This is a genomic window from Clostridium isatidis, assembly GCF_002285495.1.
GTDB lineage: Bacteria > Bacillota > Clostridia > Clostridiales > Clostridiaceae > Clostridium > Clostridium isatidis.
This window is the reverse complement of record NZ_CP016786.1, coordinates 657656-681834: the sequence shown is the minus strand read 5'-3', so window position 1 is coordinate 681834 and position 24179 is coordinate 657656. Positions and strand designations below refer to the sequence as shown.

Genomic DNA, 24179 nt, shown 5'->3' with positions numbered 1-24179 from the left:
TATTATTCCTAATATCAATTAAATAGTATAGAGTAAATAAAAATGATAAATTTTAAAGAAAAATTTATTAAATTATCTCATTAGTTTCCTTTTAGATTAATATAACAAAAAACTATCTTATTTAATCCAGCCTTTAGTAAATATAGACGAACATATTAATAATCTAAATTTAGAATTAGAAAATTTATTTATTATGAATTTATAAAAAGGACTGTTTTACAGTCCTTTTTATTTATAATTCAACTCTATTTTACTAATTGTATTTTCTCCATCTAAAGAAAGTTCAATAGTATTTAATCCTTTTTCTAAAGTTATATCATTATACTCTCTAATTTTATTAAATTCTCCATTATTTAGTTTAACATAATAATTTTTTAATATTTTGCTATTTTGAAAAGCCCCTAAAATATATTCATTTTCACTACCCTTATAACTACTATCTTCCTTTTTCATTAATACTAAATAAGCTTTTTCATCATTATCTATTGTTTTATCTAGTGGATTTTTATTTATTAACTCCTTATTTTGTGTATAAATTGTAGGTTTTATATCCTTTCCTTTAAATTGCATTACTATATCTTTTACATCTTTTATATAAGTTATATATGTATTACTTTGTTTCATATCAGTAGTATTATCTATTGCAATTGTATAAGTATAGAGAACATCTGAAATATTAATATTTTTATCTCTCCAATTAAATTTTTTAATATCTTTTTTTCCTGTATAATTTAATGCATTAATATTTCCTTCTAGAACTTCTATTGCACTGCAAGGAAATCCTTGATTATCAAAATAGCCATCATTGATAAAGTCTATCATTATCCATTTACTATATTTTTCACTCCAGAATTCTACTACAAAATATGATTTTTGCTTAATTTTTGAAGCATTTGTTCTTCTAAACTCACCTACTCTAGCTTTTAAACCTACACTTTGCAAAAAATCTCTATATATAATTGCTACATCTCGTGCAGAAGCTGTTGAATAACCTATTTTATCTCTTAAAATATCAAAACCATTAATACCTTTTGCATCCTCAGCAACATCATAACTAATAATAGATTTAAGTAATTTTGAAACTTCTATAGCTCTCTCTAACTTATCATCTATCTTTTTTGCTTCTTCACTAATAGAATATAAGTTACTTAAAGCTTTAATTTTTTCATTGTTTTCTTCTGAATAATAGAATTTAATATTATTTTCGTTATAAATATTCTCCCAACTCTCAACTGTTATTTTTCCAAAGGTTCTAGTTTTAGTTATTAAAACAATTCCAACAGCTAATATTGCTAAGGTTATACCTAGTTTAAATAACTTATTTATTTTATTCACCAAAATACCCTCCATAATTTTATAATATTTTCGAATTCTTTTCTTATTAATATAATAGCAACTTATTGGATATTTTTCCATAAAAAAAGTGCTCATAAAAGCACTTTTAATAAAATAAGGTTATATCCATAAATATGTCATTATCTAATGTTTCTGAATTTTCTTTATATAATTTTTCTATCCTTGTGTAATTTTCTGCAATTAACTTTTTAGTATTTTCATCAATACTTATTGGAATTTCCTCATAAGCAGCTTTTATATTTTCATAAGCTCTGCTTATATTCTTTTCTACATTAATATAATACCACGCAGCATTATTAAGAGCTAAAATATCCTTATCGTTCATTTCAAAAGCCTTACGAGTATATATAATAGCTTCTTCATAATTTTCATTCTTAAGATATAAAGCACCTAATGCCCTATAATAATTACTATTATTATCAAATTCAATTGACTTTTTAATACTATTTATTGCCTCTTGCCATTGCTCTTCTGCTATAAACAATTTAGCAAGTTCATAATATAAGCTGCTGTTGTCTTTTCTTAAAATTATAGCCATTTCATACATATTTTTTGCTTTTACATTATTTACTTCTATATTTTTATAATACTCAGCCATTTTTAAAATTATTTTATAACTATAAGGAGATTTTTCCATTGCAGTTCTTAAATATGGTTCAACAAATTTTCCACCTTCACCTGAATAGCAAATATCTGATAGAAGTAAATAAGAATAACTATAGTTAGGATTATCTAAAATACTCTTTTTAACCAGATTTGATGCTTTTTCATAATCCTTATTATAATATGATAATAAAGCTCCTATATAATATTCATAAAAGGAAGCTTCTTTTTCATCTTTTACTCCCTTATAAGCCTTTTCTAAATACTCCATTGCTTCTTTATTATTATCATTTTTAAGAGTTTCAAATTTAATTAGATTTATTATATATCCTTCTACATTATCATTTTCTAATTCTTCTATTAGCTTTTCAGCTTTTACTATATTTTCCGCATCATAAGCATAAGCTTTTAAAAGCATCATTTTATAAGAACTCTTACTATTATTTTTATTTACTAATCTTTCTAAATTTTTTATTAATTCCTCTTTATTAAATAAATACATTTCTTCAATTGTATCATATATTTTTAATTCATTTTTATCAATTTCCCAAGCCTTATCTAATAATTCTAAAGCCTTGTCCCAATTATTTATTAAAGTATACATATTAGCAATTTCTGATAGTTCATAAGCAGAATTTTCATTAAGCTCAAATCTAGTTATTGTGTCCTCAGCTTTAAACTCATGATTTTTAATAATATAAGCAATAAATAAATTTTTTAATATATTATTATCTATTCCTATTTCAGAAATATAATCTTCTCCAAATGTAATAGTTTCTTCATATTTGCCATTCATATTAAAAATAAACAGAATTTTATTAATTAAATTTTTATCTTTATCTAAATAATTCTCGATTCCCTCTTCTTTAATTATCCTATCTCTTACAATTATACTTTCCTTTAATAATGCTTCTGACTTTTCTACTTCAGATTTTAACGAATAAATATCAGCCATATTTACGGACCATATTGGCCAAGGATCATTTAACTGCATTTCATTATATTCATTAATTGCTTTATCATATTCATGTTGATAATAAAATTTTTCTGCCGAATTAGTAATTATATTTACATTTTCTACTGTAAAATTTGTCTTAATTACTAATACAAGAATTAATATAAATAAACAGGAGCTTCCAATTACCGCAATTGGTTCAGTATAAGGTGTCCTTTTATTGGCTTTATCATATATATTTTTTACTTTTTTAAAAAAATTATATATTGGATTAAATATTTTTTTCACTTTCTCGCGAAACGTTTTCATTTTGTTATAATCTAATTTTATTTTAGAAAAAAATCCTTCCATTTTTTTCATAGTTCCTCCATTGTTTTATTAATCTAAATTTTATTGTAACAGATTATAATACTATTTACAATTATTTTATATATCTATTGTTATGTCGTCTTGTTAAAATCAATAAATAAAGGAGCCAAATTTTAAGCTCCCTAATTCATACTCTTCTTAAAAAAAGCTTCTGCTTTTGAAACTCCTATATACATTAGATATGCAATTAATGATAATATTACTATACTCATCATAACCATATCTAATTGAGATATTTGTCCTCCGTATATTATTAAAAATCCTAATCCTTCTCTTGCTACTAAAAATTCCCCCATTATTACTCCTACCCAAGACAATCCTACATTTATTTTCAAAGCAGATACTAATACTTGAATATTAGCCGGAAAAACCAAATACCTTAGTGTTTGAAATTTATTAGCTCTTAATGTTTCCATAAGTTTTAGTTTACCTTTATCTACTTCATTGAAACCTGTTAATACTGTAATAATAGTTGTAACAACTGATATTAATAGAGTTATTACAACAATTGCTCCTATTCCATTTCCAACCCAAAATATTATTATTGGCGCTAATGCAACCTTAGGCAGGGCATTTAATACAACTAAATAAGGATCTAATACCTTTGCTGTAAAAGGCGAATACCACAATATTATTGCTATTATAGTTCCGAGTACTGTTCCTAAAGTAAAGCCTATTATTGTTTCATAGCAGGTTACAAAAATATGCTTAAATATAGTTCCATTCTCTATAAAACCTAAAAGTGACTTTATCATTCTGCTTGGACTTGAAGTTAAAAATGGATCTATCACTTTATATTTGGTTAAAAACTCCCAAAGAATAATAAATATAGCTAAAATAGCTATTCTAAAAATTGTCACTTTTAACTTATTTCGTTTTATTTTTTTTATATATTCCTCATGTTCCTTACTCATTTACTTTATCTAACTCCTTCCATAATAAATTAAAGTATTCCTTAAATTCTGGCTCACTTCTTCTTTCAAAAGGAGTAGCATCCTTATTATTAAATTCTATTTTAAGATCTAGTTTTATTTTTGCTGGTCTTTTAGTTAGCATAATTACTCTATCAGATATTGATACAGCCTCTGATATATCATGAGTTACCATTATGGCTGTTTTACATTCATTCTTTATTATTCCCTTTACATCATCGCATACCCAAAGTCTGGTCTGATAATCTAAAGCAGAAAAAGGTTCATCCAATAATAGTATTTCAGGATTTAAGGCAAGAGTTCTAATTAAAGCCACTCTTTGTCTCATACCTCCTGACAATTCATAAGGTTTATGATTTTTAAACTTTTCTAAATCATAACTATCTAATAGTTTATCAACTCTTTCTATATTTTCTTTGTTTAGCTGATTTTTTATTTTCAATCCTAAAGTCACATTTTTCCAAACAGAAATCCATTCAAACAAATTATCTTTTTGAAACATATAACCTATTTTATCTAATCTATTTTCTACATTTTTATCATTATATATAACTTCACCATAGGTAGGCTCTAATAATCCACTTATTATATTTAGTAAAGTTGACTTACCACAACCTGACGGCCCAATAATAGTAATAAATTCTCCCTTGTCTACCGAAAAACTAACATCCTTTATTGCTATAGTCTCATTTTCTAAAGTATGATATATTAAACCTACATTTGAAACAGTTATTAAAGCCAATAGAAATACCTCCTTTCCCCCTTAAATATATTTTTCTAGCTTCAATTTTTTGAAGCTAGAAAATTAATTATTTTGCTGCTTCTATAGCTTTTTCAGCAAATTCATTATTTACTATTTTTTCATAAGGTGGCCTTTCCTTTATTAGCTCACCATCATATTCTTGAATAATATCCATAAGCCTATTTAAATCTTCTTCCTCAATAGTTGGTACTTTAGCTAAAGCGTCTATTTCTTTATAGTTTTTAACAACTGATATAATAATATCTCTATCAGTTCCAGGGAAAAATGAAATTATTGAATCAGCAATTTCTTCTGCTGAATGACTTTCAAACCACAATTGACCTTTATAAATTGCATTTGTAAACCTTTGTACTAGTTCTGGATTTTCTTCCATATATGATTTAGTTGTATAAAAAGCAGTATATGGTATATCTCCAGCAGCTTTTCCTATAGATGCTAATATTTTTCCGCTTCCTTCTTTTTCAAGCATTGATGCAGTTGGTTCAAATAAATTTACATATTCTCCGGTTCCAGATTTAAATGCTCCAGAAGTAGCTGTAAAATCTATATTAGTAACCAGTGATACATCTGTTCTTGGATCTAAGCCATGATTTCTTAAAACATATTCAAAAACCATTTGAGGCATTCCTCCTGGTCTTGCTCCTATTATTTCAGCTCCTCTTAAGTCTTCCCATTCAAAATCTGGATTTTCCTCTCTTCCAACTATAAAGGATCCATCAGTTTGGGTTAATTGAGCAAATACTACAGGATAATCTTCTCGTCCCTGATTATATATATATATTACTTGTTCTGGACCTGAGAAGCCAATATCTGCATTTCCACTTAATAGTTGCTGCATCGTTTTATCTGCTCCTTGGCCAGTTGATAATTCTATCTCAATACCTTCTTCTAAAAATAAACCTTCATTAATAGCAATATACATTGGTGCGTAAAAAACTGATCTAACAACTTCATTCAATCTAATTTTTACTGTTTCGTTTTCAGTATTTTCTTTTTTACCAGAACACCCTGAAAGAAGCCCTATCGAAAAAATAGTTAATACAGATGCTATAAGCCTTTTAATTATTTTATTTTTCATTTCAACCTCCTTGGTAAAATTACCTAATATTAAATACTTTTATTATTTATAGTATGAATTTATTTTAATTATTGTTATAATTTAAGATTTTTTATTGAAAAATATCATATTATTACCAATAATTAATTTTTGAAGAAATTTTATGTATAAAAAAGGAGCTGTCGCATTAGTGGATTAAAATCCGTTAGCGATAGCTCCTTTTTCTATTCTATAAATTAACTTTTTAGGTGTTATTTTTATTTGCATGTAAATCAACTAAAAATAGGCGCACTTCAATAAGCCTCAGAAAAAAAGCTTTTTTAAAATTTAACTTATGAGGCTTTCTTCAATTCAAATAAGTGCTTACCAGTGCGGCCCGCTTGTATTTTACTATGTAATTTATTTATATTGTGTGCCATTGCAAGAAGTATACTTTCTGCTAATACATTCTTTTGCCCACGACACATAAATCTTCTGAAATTCATGTCTTGTTTTATTTGTGCAAAAGAACCTTCTGCTTGAATACTTCTGTTCATTCTAAGCAAGCAACCTTCTTCGCTTAGAATTCTTTCTAAATCAGACTTTCTTTGGCGATTAAACTTTTTTGATGTTTCAAATCTTTTTACTCTTTCTTCCAAAGGAGTTTTACAATTATTCCCTTTGATGCAACTACTCTTGTAAGTGCAATCATTGCAATCTTCACAAACATAAATTGTCTTTTCACTTTCATATCCTGTTTTAGATTTTCTAATTTTTATATTTTCAGCCTTTAACTGCTTACCATTTCGGCATATGTAGAAATCTTTTTCTTCATTGTAATCCATGTTTTCTATTTTACCGATATCATTTTTATATTTTCTTGTTTTTGATATTTCATAATTAGATGGCTTAATAAATGCTATTTGATTATTTTCTTCAATAAATGAATAGTTCTCCTCACTTTCATATCCAGCATCTGCAACTATTTTTAAGTATTTAAATTTTAAGTTTTCTTCCATGCTTTTCAAGAAAGGTATTAGCGTAGTTGTATCCGTTGGTTGTGGTCCAACTGTAAGCCATGTAATATATTCTGAATCTACACCATGCTGCACATTATAAGCTGGCTTAAGTTGACCGTTTTTCATAGCATCTTCTTTCATCCTCATAAATGTAGCATCAACATCAGTTTTTGAGTAACTGTTTCTATCTCCGCAAGTGTACACTTTTTGAGTATATTCTTTAAACTTTGAAAGATATTCTTCAAGTTTTTCTATTGATCGTTGCAATGCAGTTTTTCTTTTCCCACATCCGTGAACGAATTCTATTCCTTCTGATTTCTTTAGTGCATAAAGCTTTTTTCTAAGCTTTTTTACATGTTTCATTTGAACTTCATTTTTATAGATTAACTTAATATCATAAAGTTCTTCGCACTCTTTAACAAGGTCGGCCACTTTAATTAGCAATTTTGCCATGTTTTTTGTAACTGCCTTTTTCCAGACAAAAGTATATTTATTTGCATAAGCTTCTATTTTTGTGCCATCAATAAAGATAGCATCTCCTGATATCTCACCAATTTTATAAAGAAATTTAGCTGTTTCAGCTAAGATCCTTTCAGAACATGGAGCAAAATGAAGACTTCTAAATCTTGCAAATGTTGCATGATCCGGAGCGGATGCTCCCTCAAGCAAAAACATAAAATTAATGTCTCTACGGCATGCCTTTTCAATATCTCGAGACGAATAAATCTTATTCATATATCCATAAGTCATGATTTTCAGCATTTTTCTTGGCGATACTTGATTTTCCTTTATCTTGGAATAAGTCGAATATAAATCTGTTAAATCCATCTCCTCTACAAATTGACTTAGTAATCGCACTGAATCATTAACCGGTATCATGTAATCAATATTTAATGGAAGTTTTAATTGATAAAACTTTTGGTTTAATGTATAATTCTTTTGTAAAATATTTTCTTTGTGCATAAAAATATTTTATCATAAATCCTAAACTCATGGAGTCTAGGATTTATTTTTTTGCACAAAAAGGGACTGTGCACTAATTATTAGTGCGACAGCCCCTTAATTAATAAATTCCATTTTCCACTTAAAATATCCCGTTTCGTCATCTTTAATATATCTAAAATATGCAGAATATTTTGTTCCTTTTTTGCTTTTTATATTTCTAAAGCCTACTTTTCCATTCTTTAACAACAATTTTACCATCTCTTTAGTTACTTTTTTACCTAAAGAAGTTATGAATTTATCATCTTTCCATATTGAAAACTTACACCCATTCTTCCAATTAATACAGCCATAAGCTTTTATACCTTCTATAACTGAATTACCACATATAGGACATTTTCCTAATTCTTCTGCTCCCTCAGGCATTTCAACTTTAAATTTATTAAGCATTGAATCATCACTTTTAATCTTATTTACAGAAGCCTTAGTAAATTCAATTATGAAGTTTAAAAAATCCTCCTTTTTAAATTTACCCTTTTCTATATCCGCTAATGTTTTTTCTAGTTTACCTGTATATTGTAAATCTAAAAGTTCTTTAACTGGAAAAATCTCAACAATAGTTCTACCTAATTCTGTAGCTATCAGACTTTTTCCTTTTGCTTTAATATAACCTACATCCTTAAGTTTTTTTATAATTTCTGCTCTTGTTGCAGGTGTTCCTATGCTAAATCCACTTAGAATTTCCTGCATCATCTCATCAGTATTGGTTTCATCCTCTTCCTTATCTTCCTTATAATTTTTCCCGCAAGTTTCCATTAATCTTAATAAGGTTTTTTCTGTATGATGTTTGGGAGGTTTCTTTGTTACCTTATTAACCTTATAATCTGTAATATCTAAAATATCTCCCTTTTCCATTAACGGTAGTAAAGTATCTTTAGTTTCGATTTTCTCTACAACTCTCCAACCTTTAACAATCTCCACTTTACCTTTTGCAACAAACTCACCTAGTATATTTTCATCATTAATCTTAATCGTAATTTTAGTTTCTTCAAATTCTGCAACAGGCATAAACTGCATTATAAATCTATTTTTAATTGCAGTATATACCTTTTCTTCATCAGTAGTGAGATTATTGGGCGTTATATATGTCGGAATAATTGCACTATGGCTTTCCACCTTTGAATTATCAAAAATCCTTTTGCTTTTTACAAACTTAATTTCTTTTTCATATCTAAGGCCCTTTTTTAGATTATCTAATACTTTTCTAGCCCTGCCTTCTAAACTTTCTTCAAGAACAACACTAGCTGTTCTTGGATAAGTAATAAATTTCTTTTCATAAAGACTCTGAGCTACCTTAAGAACCTTATCTGATGTCCATCCTTTATATTTACTTGTTATATAACCCTGTAAATTAGATAAATTAAATAAAGGTTGAGGATACTCTTTCTTTTTTTCTATTTCCTTATCTACAACTATGCCACTTTTATTTGATAAAAGCTTACTTATTCTATCTAGATAACTTTTATCTTCAAATTTTTCACTACTTTTTTCGTAATAAATACTATCAAACTCAACATTATCTTTGGATTTAAATTTTGCTGTTAATTTATAATATGAACTTGCTATGAAATTTTCAATTTCTTTATCTCTATCATAAATAATTTTTAATGTCGGTAGCAAAACTCTTCCTATATTTAATGTTTTTCTTTCCTTTGTACTACTCCCATATCTTAATGTCGCAACAGAAGTTAAATTAATTCCTATAATCCAATCCGCTAACTGCCTTCCCATCCCAGCATCTTGTAAAGGCTTCATTTCTTTGTTTGGCTTTAAATTTTCCATTCCTTTTTTTACTTCTTCTTCAGTCCATTCATTAAGCAACAGTCTATATATTGGCTTTTTTACATTTAAATATATAAATAATTCATCTGCAATAATCTGTCCTTCTCTATCATAGTCAGTTGCTGATATTATTCCATCTACATCTTCTCTATTTACTAAGTTTTTAATAATATTGATTTGCTTAGCGGCACCCTTATCAATTGAATTTCTATTAAATCCATCATTTTTAATTTTATAATTAAATTTATCAGGTATGAATGGAAATTTCTCCATCTTCCAACTTGTCATGCTTTCATCATAATCTTTAGCATCAAAAAGCTGAAGCAAATGACCAAAGGCCCATGTAACTAAATATTCCTCTCCTTCAAAATATCCATCTTTTCTATTTTTAATGTTATAAGCATCTGCAATATTTTTGGCCACAGAGGGTTTTTCAGCAATAATAACCTTTTTCATTTTTTTCTCCTACTTATCTTATTAATATATTCGTTATATACGAAATCTTCTTTTACAAAAAGAACTATTTAATATTATAATATAAAATTAATATTTGTCACATAAAAAGAAAGTAGATAATATTTATCTACTTTCTTTAAAACTTTATCTTCTTGTATTTTCAAAAGATGGTGCTGTCGGGTTTGGAGCCTTATGATTAGGACCTGGATTTGACAAATTAAAATACAATTTAGAATCTTCTGTAACACCAAAATCCCTATTAGATCCTGTATCCTGAATTTTATTTAATGCTTCTCTAAACAAAGCATTATGTGCTTCTTCTCTATTTAATAAAAAATCTATTGTTTTTCTAACCTCTTTATCTTCAATTTGACGATATAAATATTCATATACAACCTTAGCTCTTTGTTCTGCCGCAATATTTGAAAGTAAATCTGCTACCAAGTCTCCAGTACAATTAATATAGTCTGCCGTCCAAGGATGTCCTGATGAATTCATTAAAAGCGGAGATAGTCCTCCTAAAACATGTGCTTCAATTTGCCCAACTCCAACGCCTTTATAATCTAAATCATGACCATTTAATAAATTAATTGTTGTTGATATAATTTCCATATGGCTAAGTTCTTCTGCTGCAATATCTAGAAACAAATCTTTTATTTCTTGGTCCTTTATTCTAAAACTTTGGCTTAAATACTGCATAGCTGCTTTTAATTCTCCATTTGCGCCACCTAATTGTTCCTGCAACAACATTGCATATTGTGGATTGGGCTTTTCTATTTTTACTTCATATAAAAGCTGCTTCTTATGTTCAAACATATTTATTCCTCCATAATTTTTGTTTCAAAATTATGGTCTCCAAATAATAAAAAATTATTTATAAAATAAATTCTTTTTGTTACATTTCATTGTAAAACCAAATAAAATAGTTTATTACAGCAGAATATATAAGCCACATTATATAAGGTAAAATTAAAAAAGCCGATTTTTTATCAATTCTAAAGAACTTTAAACTTGTGATTATAGATATTATCACTATAACTATAAGCAATATAAATGAAAGTCCATAAAGTCTAAAAGTAATGAATAGAAATTTCCAACCAAAATAGCAAAATAATTGTAGCAAATAAAAAAAGTAGCCATTACTATTTAGTTTTTTATTCTCATTCTTTGTATAAAATCTGTAAGCTGCAATTCCTAGTATTATGTATAAACTTGTCCAAATTATTAATGTTATTAGTGGAGATGGACTTAAAAATGGTTTCTTCAAATCTTCATAAATTGAAATAGAGTTTATATTAAAGTATATAGTTATTATAGCCCCTAATAAAGGTACTAAAAGATTTACTATTAAGTTAATAAAATGAATTTTATTATCAACTCTTAAAAACTCTATTGCTTTTCTATCAACTGTCTTAACTTTGCGCTCTGCTTTTTTATTTTTTATACTCATAAAAAATCCCCTACAATAATATTTACAAATTATTGTATGCAATTTTTTAAATTATTATGTTTTAAAAATATATATCTGAAAATTCAATATCTACTTTTTCTTTTAAATCATTTATTTCAAAATTTTTATCTAACAATAATTTATTATCTTTTATTTTCGAATCATAAGGTAAAATTATTCTAAAAGTATTTCCTTCTTTCTCACCAGTTTCTATATATATTTCTCCATTGTGAAGTTCTACTAATCCCCTTGTCAAAAATAATCCAAGGCCACTTCCTTCTGTTGGCCTGCTTAAAGTATTATTTAACTTTGTAAATTTTTCAAATATATCTTTTAATTTGTCTTCAGGTATTGCTTCAGCATCATTTATTACTTCAATTTTAATGTTTTTATTATTTTCTATCATTATAGTTACATAAATATTGCCATCATATTTTCCATATTTTAAAGAATTAGATAATATATTGAGCATTATTCTTTCTATATGACTTTTATCACATAATAAAAATATTTCTTCTTCTTTAGGATCAAAAGTAATTTTAACATTTTTTAATTTCATATAATAATCACTTGACAATATTACATTTTCTATTATTTCAACTATATTATATATTTTATTATTAAAATGAAGCTTATTTTCAGATAATTTATTACTATCAATAAAATTATCTATCGTCCTAACAAGTCTTAAGCAATTTTGTTTTATTATTTTATTGTAAGAAGCAATTTTCTCAAAATCAACTTTATTAATATATAAATCCTTTAATTGAAGAGCTGAATAAATAACATTTATTGGTGTCCTTAATTCATGAGAAATATTCGAATAAAATTCATCTTTCATATTTTCATATTTAATTTTTATTTCCAACTTTATAATCTCATCTCTTATCTTTAAAATATTAGTAACATCATTAATAACTAAAACTTTTTTTATTTCATTCATTTCTATTAAATCAATTTTTATTTGCTTTACTTCTCCAGAACTTGTTACAATTTCAGTATATTGATTAAAATTATCTAACTGATTTATATCCTCATAATTTATATTATATCTTTCAAATAATATGTTTTTAAAATTCAGTTTTAGGTATTCATTTTCTTCTTTATTATAATTTATTAAATTATTTACTAAATTTTTATTTTCAGATAAGTACTTAGCAGAAATTAAAATATCATTTTCAAAAACTAATAGTTCATCAGAAAAATACTGTACTAAATCATAATACATATTTTCACTTTTTTCTAATAAAGTGTTAATTTCTCTCAAAGCTTTTTCTCTTTTTCTAAGTTCCTTATAAAGCTCTATTTCCTTCTTTTTAGATTTTTCTAAACTATTATAAGCTTTTAAAAAATTGCTTAATAACAATGTATCCTCTAGTTTATCATAAGCAATAAAATATGCAGATATTTTAAAAATACCTGACCAGAATAGAAATTCCTCTCCTATATAAATGGATAAAATTAATAATATATTACTTAGTAAAATAAATGAACTAAAATAAATAATCCATCTATAATCATTATTTATTGAATTTTTCTTGTACATGTATATTATCAAAGCAAATAATATAAATAATATACCCTGATATATTAATATTTGTGAAATTTTATCATCAAAAACAAAAATTATTTTATTATTAGGAAAAAATAAAATAAAACCCAAAATTAATACGGTTATCGCTAATAAAAACTGTTTTATTTTTTCAGAAATTTTATTACAACTAACTAACATACATAATAGAACATTAAGTAATTCTAAGTATGTAATAAATTGATTAAAATTCATATTGATTTCAAAAGCAGTTTTATTCCAAATATATTTTAGTTCTATAAATCTTAATATAGCTATATATAAATATCCAGATCCTAAATTTTTCAAAAATAGTATGACTTTATTTCTATTTTTAACTTTAATGCTAATACACATTAAAATAGAAATAACTAAACATATTATTCTTTCAATAAACTTATATCCTATACTCATTTCAAAAGCAAAATTTATCACAGATAACACCAATATTATCGGAATAAAAACCCAAATAGTTATACCATTATTTCTATATACATATTTGTAATTTATCATTTAATTCACCTTTCATTTATTTAACCTAATAATAAAAGCGGATCCCTTACCCATAGTACTTTTCAACTCAATATCACCCTTTTGAGCCTTAACAAGATTATATATTACATATAATCCAATTCCATACCCCCCATGCTTAGTTTCTTTTCTATTTTCCATAGTATATTTACTAAAAGCCTTAGATATAAAATCTTCACTCATTCCAATTCCATTATCCTTAAATTCAATAATTACACTATCTTCATTGCTCTTAATATTAATAAATATACATCCACCTTTATTAGTAAATTTTAAGGAGTTAGATACTAAGTTTAGAAGAATTCTTTTCATCATCTCCTTATCGAAATTGATAATTACTTCTTCTTCATTAGTATCAAATACTAAATCAATACCATTGTTTTTTAAGTAATCTGAAATATTTAGTAAATAGTCCTCTATAAATTCTACAATGTTATCTGCTTCCAAATTTGCTTCTAAATTTTCTGTATCTATTTTACTAATATCTATTAAATTGTTAGTTAACTCAGATAATGTAAGACAATTTTTCTTACTGATTGAATTATACTTTTTAATAGAATCAATATCTTTTTTATTAACAAAAACATTTTCTAATTGAGTCGCTGAATGTATTATATTTACCGGAACTTTTATATCATGAGAAATATTAGATAAAAAATTACTTCTAATCAACTCCTTAGATTGTATAGATTTTAATTCTTCTTGCATAGCTATAAGCATTAGCTCTTCAGTTAAATCATTTAGTGAAATTATATAATTAAATTCCTCATCTTCTGTATAAATTAATTGCGCCTCATATTTTTTATTAGCTTTTTCAATATTTGTAATTATAATTTTTTTATTTTTTTTTACAGCTTCGTATATACTATAGTCAAACTGCAAATAATTTTCTATTCTCTTATTGATAACATTTTTTAAAACTTTATTATTAGTTATACTTAAAAAACTATCATTACAATAAAATATTCTAAAATTTTTATTTATTACAACAATAGGGTTAGATAATCTCTGAATAAATTCTTTAAAAAATCTGTGTTTTTCGTTTAATCTTTCATATTTTTCTTGTAATTTTATATTATTCTTAATTATTTCATTATTTATTTCTTCTAACTTCTTTTTATTTGTTTCTATTTCTTTAAAAACAAAACTATAATTATTTTCAACTATATGTGTTATTACTAAAAGCACACTAGATATAAACACTGCATATTGTAACATGCTTAATGATGACACAAATATATTAATATCTATAAAATAATTAATTAAAGTAAAGATAACTTTTATAGTAAAAATAACTAAATTAAAATCAAAAATATCTATACCCTTTTTAAATGAAGCTATAGATAAATTGGTATATTTATAAGCTCCATAAATTAATATTATTGCTATAATATTTGCAAATATTGCTATTAGTCTTGCACCAACCATCGTTTTAATTATTAAAAATAAGCATAACCCCAAAAAGGCTACACCTGTTTCTAAGTAAATATTATTATTATTTAAAATTCTTCTATATTTTTCTATAAAATAAAAATGAATTGCATAATACAAATTAACTATTTTATAATCTCCAGCATATACAATAACCCTAAGTATATTTTTAATATTTTGAAATTGAGTATGAAATAGTAATATTAATATTATGCAAATAGTTAAAAAAAACACTTGTACAATAAAATAAACTTGTAGTTTTGTTAAAGCTTTCAAGTGACATGACAAAATAAATGCTACTACTGAACAAGTTAATAAAAATAACTTAAGTAAATCAAATAGAATATTAAAAAATATTACTTCTAAATTTTTCATACTAAAATAATATGCTAAAAGAAAAAAGGAACTAAAAATTATGTAAGTAATTAGTTCTTTTTTATCAGTATAATATATTTTCTCTCTAAAATTACTATAATTCACAACATAACCCCTTTATCATACTTTTCGTACATAATTTTACATCATTTCCTTATATAAGTGAACATATTAATTCTTAAAATTTTCTATTTTTTTATATTTTTCGTTCATTTGTAATTTTATCCCCTTTCAATTGTAATTTTATTTGCTTTTATTATTTTTTTTTAATAAATTCTTATTATATGCTTATTTGTAAGTATTTAAACTTATGATATACTATTCATATTGAAAAAATCTTTTTGTTGTTTATTTTTTTGTAATATTTGTCATAATACTAGATATATATAAGGTGGTGAAGAAAATTAATATAAAAGCACTTATCAGTATATTAGCTTCAAAAATAACAATCTTTTTAACGAAAACTTTATTAAAAGGAGGTACTACTTTCCCCGGAAAAGTAGCCTTAAAAATAGATAAAAATATACTAAGTAAAGTATCCAAAGGATATAAAATTATTTTAGTTACTGGGACAAATGGTAAAACAACAACAACTAATATGATCTATAATATTATCAAAACAAGCGGTAAGAAAGTTATTACAAATAATACTGGAGCAAATTTATTTCCTGGAATAGTAACAACTTTCATTGATAACTATAAATTTTTCAGTAAGAAAAAAGATTACTATGCTGTTATTGAAGTAGACGAAGCTAATGTAAAATATATAACAGCATGCTTATCTCCTGAGATAATAACTGTTACGAATTTATTTAGAGATCAGCTTGATAGATATGGTGAAGTTTACACAACCTTATCTAAAATTCTAGAAGGAATAGAATTATCACCTGATACAACTTTAGTCTTAAATGGTGATGAATCTTTATTAGGTAAATTAGATGTAAAGAATAATACTGTCTATTATGGGTTTAATACAAAAATAAATGAAAATAATATAATAGACATTAATGCAGATGCAAAATTCTGCAAATTTTGTAAAACTCCTTATAAGTATAATCATATAACCTACAATCATTTAGGTGATTTTTATTGTCCAAATTGTGGATTTAAAAGAGCTGATTTAAAATATGCAATAAATAAAATATATGATTTATCTCCAGATAGCTCCAGTGTTAGACTTAATGATCTAGATGTGACCATTAGCCAATCTGGAACTTATAATATTTACAATGCTCTATGTGCTTATTCAATTGCTAAGGAGTTAAATATTAATGATGAGTATATTAAAAAATCCCTTGAAAATCAAAGCTCCAGCTTTGGAAGACAAGAAACAATAAATATTGAAAATAAGGAAGTAAGAATAATCCTTGTAAAAAATCCAGCTGGATACAATCAAGCCTTGGACACCCTTTGTTTAAATAAAGCTTCCTTTGATGCTGCATTTTTACTTAATGATAATTATGCTGATGGAACTGATATATCTTGGATTTGGGATGTAGACTTTGAAAAATTAAAGAATCTTAATATGGATGCAATTTTAATCTCAGGTATAAGGGCTTATGATATGGCAGTAAGACTTAAAATTGCTGGATTAAAAACAGATAATTTTATTATTGAAGAAACTTTTGAAAAACTAACAGAAAAACTTAAAACTAGTCCTAATAATAAAATTTATGTGTTGGCAACATATACTGCTATGATTAACTATAGAAAATACCTACATTCACAAGGATATATTAAGAATTTATGGTAGATGGGAGGCTTAAAAATGGAATTAAATATATGTCATCTATATCCTGATCTGCTTAATGTTTATGGTGACCTTGGCAACATATTAATACTTAAATATAGGGCTGAAAAAAGAGGAATAAAAGTTAATATTATTAATTCTTCAATAAATGATAAACTTGATATAGATAATATTGATATATTATTTTTTGGCGGTGGGCAAGACTTCGAACAATCCATTGTCTCATCAGATTTAAACACTACAAAAAAAGAAGATTTAATTAAATATATAGAAAATGAAAAGGTACTAATTGCTATATGTGGAGGTTATCAGCTCTTAGGAAAATACTATACTGCTCCAAATGGCGAAAAAATTGATGGGCTTGGTGTTCTAGATATTTATACTGAAGGGGGAGATACCCGTTTTATAGGTGATACTATCATTTATAATGAAGATTTTGATGAAACTTATGTAGGTTTTGAAAATCATTCAGGAAGAACATATACTAATGGTTTAAAACCCCTAGGTAAGTGTATATATGGATATGGAAATAATGGCGAAGATAAATATGAAGGTTGTATATATAAAAATACATATTGCACATATTTCCATTCATTACTTTCAAAAAATCCAGAATTAGCAGATAGATTTTTAACTATTGCTCTTTCAAATAAATACGGAGAAGAGATTTCTCTTGAAAATATTGATGATACAATAGAATATAAAGCTAAAGAAGTTATGATAAAAAGACTTTCGAAATAAAATTCTTACTATTAAATTAGATAGAAATTATTAGATTAGAAATGAGGAAATAAAATTGAAAAGAAAACACATTTTAAAAAATATATCTCTAGCTGTTGCACTTTCATTAATTCTACCTTTTACAAGCAACTTCAATAAAGTTAAGGCTGAGGAAATTTCAATTAATGAACCAGAAATAATTGGTGAAGCTGCAATTACCATGGATATAGAAACAGGAGAAGTTATCTATTCAAAAAATGCTGATGCTATAATGGCCCCAGCTAGTACAACAAAATTAATGACTTCCCTAATATTTGCAGAAAATAGAAACAAAACAGATATTATCTCTTATACAGATACAGCAAAAAAAATTACAGAAACTTCTTTAAATAACTTTATTGATGCAAAAACAGGTGACAGAATTTCTGCTGATGATGTGATGAAAGCAGTTATGATATATTCTGCAAATGATACAGCATATTTAATGGCAGAAAATGTGGCTGGTACTGTTGATGAATTTGTTAAAATGATGAATGATAAAGCTAAGACTTTAGGGCTTGAAAAAACTAAATTCTTTAACCCTTCTGGCCTTGAGATTGATCCTTTAAATCCATCAAGTACTAATATTAATCAAACAACTGCTTTTGATTTAGCCGTTATTGCAATGGAAGCTTTTAAAAATGATTGGATTCGTGAAACTATTGCTCCTAAGTCAGGAGACATTTCTATATCTTTAGGTAATCAATCAATGCTTATTGAATTTAGAAATAAGGTTATCGGCAAAAATGGAAATATCGGTGGTAAAACTGGAACCGAAGAGCAAGCTGGCCATTGTTTTGTAGGATTTTATGAAAGAGATGGAAGACAATTAGTTACTGTAGTACTAAAATCTGAATATGGAGTAGATGGTCTTAATGTATTTAAAGACACCGAAAAAATAGCAGACTATAGTTACTCAGCAGAAAAGCAAGTTTATAAAAATACAGGAGAAGAAATAGGAACTATTGATTTAACATATAAAACTTTTAGATTCTTTGGTCCTGAAAAAACTGTCACTGCACCATTAATTTTAAATACAAATGTAAATTATTATAAAAATTCTTATAATGATGAACATGCTACTATTTCTTACAATGATGAAGAAAAAGATGCATGGAAATTGGCAGGTAAAGAGAATATTAAGTTAACTTATTCATCAGGTTTATATAGTGAAGAAGTATCTGCTTCCATAAGATTATCTGCTTTTGACTTAATAAAAGCTAATCTTCCAATATATCTATTAGCTTTATTAGTTATAGTAATTATTATTGCATTAATAATCTTTATAACTAAAATAATTAGTATGAAAAATAGAAGAAGGAGAAGAAGATATTAAAAATAAATTCGTAATAAAAATGTATTTTTGCTGATTCGTAGCTTATGTTGCGAATCAGCATTTTTATGTTATAATCCAATATGATATATAATAAAGGAGAAATGTTTATGAAAAAGCAAAATTTTAAAGGAAGTGTTATGTTAAACCCTACTCCAGCGGTAATTATAACTAGTAAAAATAAAGAAAATAAAGTGAATGCTTTTACCGTAGGTTGGATTAGCACTGTATGCACAAAACCACCTATAATTGCAATAGGTATTAGACCCGAACGCCTTTCTTATGAATATATAAAGGAAAGTGGAGAATGTGTAGTAAATCTTCCTACAAGAGAAATGGTAAAATTTTTAGACTACTGCGGAGTTACTTCAGGAAGAAAAATTAATAAAATAAAACATTTTGGATATAAATTAAATGAGGGAGTTTCAATTGAAACCCCCTCACTAGAATTATCTCCAGTAGCTTTAGAATGCAAACTTAAAAGTATTACTCCCCTTGGAAGTCATCATTTATTTTTACTAGATGTTATTAATATAAAAGTAGATGAAGCTATAATAGATGAAAAAGGTAAGATATGCTTTAATAAAGCAAATTTAATTTGTTATAATCACGGTGAATATTTTGGTATTAATCAAAAACCTCTAGGCTCTTTTGGTTATTCAATTAAAAAGAAAAATAAAAAGCAGGTAAAATAAAAACCTGCTTTAATTATTTTTATTTTTCATAAAGATATTTATATATATTATAGTATACTTTAACTTTATCTACATATTTTTTGGTTTCATTAAATGGAATGTAATCAAGTTTTTCTCCATCAGAAGAAAAATCTTCGTCATTCAACCACTTGTTAACATTTCCACTTCCTCCATTATAAGCAGCGATTACTAAATCAATATCTCCAAACTCTTCTTCTAAATTTGCTAAGTACCAGCATCCCATCCTAATATTTAAATCTTCATCAAAAAGCATAGATGGTAAAAAATAATTTATGCCTAGTTCCTTAGCTGCCCATTCTCCTGTACTATCCATTATTTGCATCAAGCCTTTTGCTCCCTTTTTAGATTCAGCTTTATTATTAAAATTACTTTCTGCTTTTATCATTGCTAAAACTAAATATGGATCTACATTAAATTCCTCACTATACTTTTCTATATATGTTGAGTATTTATAGGGAAATATATAATTTTTCATAATAAATGTAGTACTAAAATATACAACTAAAATTAAAATTAGAATAGTTAATATACGTCTAAATTTCATTGCAACTCCTTACTTTATATTACATTTAAAAAATCTGCTATTTTATCTACTTGTACTTTAGTTTTTAAAAGGTCCTTACTATTGTCAATTATTATATTTGCATAATCTCTTTTTTTATCCAAAGGAATTTGTGAATTAATCCTGTTTAATATGTCTTCCCTCGATAATTTATCTCTATTTTTTATTCTTATTATCTGAGTGTTACTATCTACCCATACTAAAATAACAAAATCCATATCCTTATGAAGATTATTTTCTATTAAAGTAGGCGCATCTAATATAACTATTTTTTCTTTAGACTTTTCATAGCTATCTAATTCATTATAGATTTCCTTCTTTATATAAGGAATTATTATTTCTTCGTACTTCTTTCTTTGTTTCGGAAATCTGAAAATATGATTCCCAAATTCTTTTCTTCTAAACTCTCCTTTCCAATCAAAAAAAGCCTCTCCGAAGTTAATTCTTATTTTATCAAGTATTTCTGGATATTTAACAAGTACTTCTCTAGCGATTATATCAGCATCAATTATTTTAAAACCTTTATCTTGAAACATTTTAGATACAGTACTCTTCCCTGAACCAATTCCTCCAGTTAATCCAATTTTAATCATTTAAGTAATACCTCCTACTTCGCATCATACCAAGTTTCACCTACATTTGTATCAACTTCTAAAGGTACTCTAAGTTCTAAAACATTTTCCATTTCCTCTTTAACTAAAGCCTTTATACTTTCTAATTCATCTCTTTTTACATTTAATATAAGTTCATCATGAACTTGTAATATTATTCTACTTTTTAAATTCATTTCCTCTATTTTCTTATAAACATTTACCATTGCTAATTTAATAATATCTGCTGCACTTCCCTGAATAGGCGCATTCATAGCAAGTCTTTCCCCTAGTGCCTTAACAATTTTATTTGAGGATTTTAATTCCGGTATTGCCCTTCTTCTATTTAATATAGTTAATGCATATCCCTTTTCTTTCACTTCTTTAATTGTATTATCTAGATATTCTTTGATTTTAGGGTATCTATCAAAATATATATCCATATATTGCCCTGCTTCTTTCTTTGTTATATTTAAATCTTGAGCAAGACTAAAATCACTTATTCCATAAACAATACCGAAATTTACTGCCTTAGCTCTGCTTCGCATTAAAGGTGTTACATCTTCTATTGGCACTTTAAATACTTCAGAAGCTGTTTTTCTATGAATATCACTATGATGCTTAAAGCCATCTATCATATTTTTATCATTAGCCATATGGGCTAATACTCTAAGCTCAATTTGTGAATAGTCACAAGATAACAAAAAATCTCCTTTTTCATTTGGAATAAATACCTTTCTAATTTCTCTTCCCATTTCGTATTTTATAGGAATGTTTTGAAGATTTGGTTCTGTACTTGATAATCTTCCTGTTGTAGTAACAGTTTGATTAAAACTTGAATGTATACGACCATCTTCATCAATAACATTTTTAAGACCTTCAACATAAGTTGAATTCAATTTAGTAATCTGTCTATAGTAAGTTATCTTCGGTATTATTTCATGCTTATCTTGAAGCTTTTCAAGAACCTCTGCATTAGTTGAATAACCTGTTTTTGTTTTCTTAATAACAGGTAAATCTAGCTTTTCAAATAGAATTTTACCTAACTGTTTTGGAGAATTAATATTAAACTCTTCTTCAGCTAAAGCAAAAATCTCCTTTTCTGTTTTTGAAATTTCTTCTTTAAACTTAATTGCAAGTTCATTTAATTTTTCTTCATTTACATTAAAACCTATTGATTCCATAGAAGATAATACAAATATTAATGGATGTTCAATTTTATAATAAAGTTCTTCCATATTTTCTTCTCTTATCTTCTTTTCTAAAACTTCATAAACTTTATTTAGTTTAAAACAAGTTCTTATTTTAAGTTCATCTTCATTTCCAGTCATTTCTTCTAATAAATACTCGTTTATTAAAGTGCTTAGAGCATAGGATGTCTTTGCTGAATCAATTAAATAAGCTGCAATAGCTGTATCAAATTTAAAAGCCTTAATTTTTATTTTTAATTTATTTAATATAGTTACTAAAGCCTTTCCATCATGGATTATTTTTAATAATTTTTCATTTTCCATAATAGATTTTAAAACATTTACTGAAGAGGTATTTCCTTCAAATATATTTTTAAAATTAATTAAATATACCTTGTTTTTATTTTGTATATATAATTTTTCTAATTCAATTTTAGAATATCTTTCTTTGTTTACTACATCGTAAATAATGTAACAATTTTCTTCTAAATTATTCTCTAAATCTACAAAAGACTCATAAGTATTTATTTCTATTGTTTCTATTGTTTCATTTATTTCATTTTTCTCTTCTTCTAAATCTGGAATTCTTTTTAGTAAGGATTTTAATTGATATTTAAAAATAAATTTTCTTAGTCCATCAACATCATAATTATCTTTATTTTTTATTTCTTCTAAATCAAATTCTATTGGAACATCAATCATTATTGTAGCTAATTTTTTGCTAAAAATTGCTTGCTCCTTATAATTCTCAAGATTTTCCTTAATTCTTTTCCCTGCGATACTATCAATATTATTTAAAACCTCTTCAATAGAACCATAGGTTTGAATTAACTTATATGCAGTCTTTTCACCTACTCCTGGAACTCCTGGAATATTATCTGATTTATCTCCCATTAATCCTTTAACATCAATAAATTGTGTTGGAGTTACCCCAAATTCTTCAATAAATTTTTCTTCGTTATATATAGCCGTTTCTGTAACTCCTTTTTTTGTAATTACTACATTAATATTCTTTGAAGCCAATTGAAGAGCATCCCTATCCCCTGTTACAATATAAACTTCTATTCCATTTTTTTCTGCAAATTTTGCTAAGGAACCAATAATATCATCAGCTTCAAAACCATCTATTTCATAAATATTAATAGAAAGCAATTTTAATAACTCTTTAACTATTGGAAATTGTTCTACAAGTTCCTCTGGCATTTTCTTTCTTCCAGCTTTATAATCCTTATATTCTAAATGTCTAAAGGTTGGCGCTTTTCTATCAAAAGCCGCCACTATATAATCAGGTTTCAGTTCTTCTTTCATTTTTAATAACATATTAGAAAAACCGTAAACTGCATTTGTATGAATACCTTCTGATGTTGTTAAATCTGGTATAGCATAAAAAGCCCTATTCAATAGTGAATTAGTATCTAAAATTAATAATCTTTCCATTTTTCCCTCCAAATTAAGGAATATCCTTAATATTTTAATATTTTCAATTATACTATCTTTCTTTTATTATATCATTAAATAAAAATTAATATTTTTTAATTCTTCAACTAAAAATATTCTGTTTTTCTAGAAAACAACATAATTTTATTTATCTACTCTAACTTTTAAAGGTTTAAATATTAACTCTAAACTTCTCAACTTATTATATTAAT

General features: G+C 25.8%; 18 protein-coding genes. 4 read left to right on the top strand and 14 right to left on the bottom strand.

Annotated elements, in window-relative coordinates; translation table 11 throughout:
• Positions 1-228: 228 nt before the first annotated feature.
• The 11 genes from BEN51_RS03225 to BEN51_RS03175 all read right to left on the bottom strand — a co-directional run bounded on the left by BEN51_RS03225 (position 229) and on the right by BEN51_RS03175 (position 15735).
• The gene (locus BEN51_RS03225; protein ID WP_119864655.1) at positions 229-1335 is read right to left on the bottom strand and encodes a hypothetical protein; all 1107 of its coding nucleotides are present in this window, start codon (positions 1333-1335) and stop codon (positions 229-231) included.
• A gap of 106 nt (positions 1336-1441) precedes the next feature.
• Complete coding sequence (locus BEN51_RS03220) at positions 1442-3274, bottom strand: tetratricopeptide repeat protein (RefSeq protein WP_119864654.1); 1833 nt, start codon at positions 3272-3274, stop codon at positions 1442-1444.
• Positions 3275-3405: 131 nt separating this feature from the next.
• Positions 3406-4197 (bottom strand): ABC transporter permease, encoded by a 792-nt coding sequence (locus BEN51_RS03215; protein WP_119864653.1) that lies wholly within the window; start codon positions 4195-4197, stop codon positions 3406-3408.
• Positions 4190-4957, bottom strand: coding sequence for an ABC transporter ATP-binding protein (locus BEN51_RS03210; protein ID WP_119864652.1), 768 nt, complete (start codon positions 4955-4957; stop codon positions 4190-4192). Before BEN51_RS03210 ends, BEN51_RS03215 begins: the two co-directional genes overlap by 8 nt.
• A 67-nt stretch (positions 4958-5024) precedes the next feature.
• Positions 5025-6056, bottom strand: coding sequence for an ABC transporter substrate-binding protein (locus BEN51_RS03205; protein ID WP_119864651.1), 1032 nt, complete (start codon positions 6054-6056; stop codon positions 5025-5027).
• A gap of 311 nt (positions 6057-6367) precedes the next feature.
• Positions 6368-7996, bottom strand: coding sequence for an IS1182 family transposase (locus BEN51_RS03200; protein ID WP_119864227.1), 1629 nt, complete (start codon positions 7994-7996; stop codon positions 6368-6370).
• A 96-nt stretch (positions 7997-8092) separates the two neighbouring features.
• Entirely contained in the window at positions 8093-10273 is a 2181-nt protein-coding gene (locus BEN51_RS03195; protein WP_119864650.1) for a type IA DNA topoisomerase, read from the bottom strand.
• A gap of 144 nt (positions 10274-10417) precedes the next feature.
• Positions 10418-11089: a manganese catalase family protein gene (locus BEN51_RS03190; protein ID WP_119864649.1), complete on the bottom strand. Its 672-nt coding sequence runs from the start codon at positions 11087-11089 to the stop codon at positions 10418-10420.
• Positions 11090-11168: 79 nt separating this feature from the next.
• Entirely contained in the window at positions 11169-11723 is a 555-nt protein-coding gene (locus BEN51_RS03185; RefSeq protein ID WP_119864648.1) for a TspO/MBR family protein, read from the bottom strand.
• A gap of 61 nt (positions 11724-11784) precedes the next feature.
• Positions 11785-13806, bottom strand: coding sequence for a sensor histidine kinase (locus tag BEN51_RS03180; RefSeq protein WP_119864647.1), 2022 nt, complete (start codon positions 13804-13806; stop codon positions 11785-11787).
• 12 nt (positions 13807-13818) lie between these two features.
• On the bottom strand, positions 13819-15735 hold the full coding sequence (locus BEN51_RS03175) for a sensor histidine kinase (protein ID WP_119864646.1): 1917 nt from the start codon (positions 15733-15735) through the stop codon (positions 13819-13821).
• Between the two features lie 289 nt (positions 15736-16024).
• On the opposite strand from BEN51_RS03175, the gene BEN51_RS03170 reads away from it, so the two are divergent.
• The 4 genes from BEN51_RS03170 (at position 16025) to BEN51_RS03155 (ending at position 20167) form a co-directional block, all read left to right on the top strand.
• Positions 16025-17383, top strand: coding sequence for a Mur ligase family protein (locus tag BEN51_RS03170; RefSeq protein WP_119866561.1), 1359 nt, complete (start codon positions 16025-16027; stop codon positions 17381-17383).
• A 15-nt stretch (positions 17384-17398) separates the two neighbouring features.
• Positions 17399-18121, top strand: a complete 723-nt coding sequence (locus tag BEN51_RS03165) for a type 1 glutamine amidotransferase (RefSeq protein ID WP_119864645.1) — start codon at positions 17399-17401, stop codon at positions 18119-18121.
• A gap of 55 nt (positions 18122-18176) precedes the next feature.
• A complete protein-coding gene (locus BEN51_RS03160) occupies positions 18177-19475 on the top strand; it encodes a D-alanyl-D-alanine carboxypeptidase family protein (protein ID WP_119864644.1) in 1299 nt (432 codons plus the stop codon).
• Between the two features lie 107 nt (positions 19476-19582).
• On the top strand, positions 19583-20167 hold the full coding sequence (locus BEN51_RS03155) for a flavin reductase family protein (RefSeq protein WP_119864643.1): 585 nt from the start codon (positions 19583-19585) through the stop codon (positions 20165-20167).
• A gap of 19 nt (positions 20168-20186) precedes the next feature.
• Here the strand turns inward: BEN51_RS03155 and BEN51_RS03150 are convergent, their stop codons facing one another.
• Genes BEN51_RS03150 through polA form a run of 3 tightly spaced genes read right to left on the bottom strand, consistent with a single transcriptional unit; the run spans position 20187 to position 23967 of the window.
• The gene (locus tag BEN51_RS03150) at positions 20187-20732 is read right to left on the bottom strand and encodes a lytic transglycosylase domain-containing protein (protein WP_119864642.1); all 546 of its coding nucleotides are present in this window, start codon (positions 20730-20732) and stop codon (positions 20187-20189) included.
• Positions 20733-20746: 14 nt separating this feature from the next.
• A complete protein-coding gene (gene coaE, locus BEN51_RS03145; protein WP_119864641.1) occupies positions 20747-21343 on the bottom strand; it encodes a dephospho-CoA kinase in 597 nt (198 codons plus the stop codon).
• A 14-nt stretch (positions 21344-21357) separates the two neighbouring features.
• A complete protein-coding gene (gene polA, locus BEN51_RS03140; protein ID WP_119864640.1) occupies positions 21358-23967 on the bottom strand; it encodes a DNA polymerase I in 2610 nt (869 codons plus the stop codon).
• Positions 23968-24179 lie beyond the last annotated feature (212 nt).

What these genes read in the sequence shown, in the direction of transcription:
- BEN51_RS03205 (WP_119864651.1), bottom strand. Translation starts at nt 6,056, where the DNA reads ATGAAAAATAAAATAATTAAAAGGCTTATAGCATCTGTATTAACTATT.
- BEN51_RS03180 (WP_119864647.1), bottom strand. Translation starts at nt 13,806, where the DNA reads ATGATAAATTACAAATATGTATATAGAAATAATGGTATAACTATTTGG.
- BEN51_RS03165 (WP_119864645.1), top strand. Translation starts at nt 17,399, where the DNA reads ATGGAATTAAATATATGTCATCTATATCCTGATCTGCTTAATGTTTAT.
- BEN51_RS03220 (WP_119864654.1), bottom strand. Translation starts at nt 3,274, where the DNA reads ATGAAAAAAATGGAAGGATTTTTTTCTAAAATAAAATTAGATTATAAC.
- BEN51_RS03190 (WP_119864649.1), bottom strand. Translation starts at nt 11,089, where the DNA reads ATGTTTGAACATAAGAAGCAGCTTTTATATGAAGTAAAAATAGAAAAG.
- BEN51_RS03200 (WP_119864227.1), bottom strand. Translation starts at nt 7,996, where the DNA reads ATGCACAAAGAAAATATTTTACAAAAGAATTATACATTAAACCAAAAG.
- BEN51_RS03155 (WP_119864643.1), top strand. Translation starts at nt 19,583, where the DNA reads ATGAAAAAGCAAAATTTTAAAGGAAGTGTTATGTTAAACCCTACTCCA.
- coaE (WP_119864641.1), bottom strand. Translation starts at nt 21,343, where the DNA reads ATGATTAAAATTGGATTAACTGGAGGAATTGGTTCAGGGAAGAGTACT.
- BEN51_RS03195 (WP_119864650.1), bottom strand. Translation starts at nt 10,273, where the DNA reads ATGAAAAAGGTTATTATTGCTGAAAAACCCTCTGTGGCCAAAAATATT.
- BEN51_RS03185 (WP_119864648.1), bottom strand. Translation starts at nt 11,723, where the DNA reads ATGAGTATAAAAAATAAAAAAGCAGAGCGCAAAGTTAAGACAGTTGAT.
- BEN51_RS03215 (WP_119864653.1), bottom strand. Translation starts at nt 4,197, where the DNA reads ATGAGTAAGGAACATGAGGAATATATAAAAAAAATAAAACGAAATAAG.
- polA (WP_119864640.1), bottom strand. Translation starts at nt 23,967, where the DNA reads ATGGAAAGATTATTAATTTTAGATACTAATTCACTATTGAATAGGGCT.
- BEN51_RS03150 (WP_119864642.1), bottom strand. Translation starts at nt 20,732, where the DNA reads ATGAAATTTAGACGTATATTAACTATTCTAATTTTAATTTTAGTTGTA.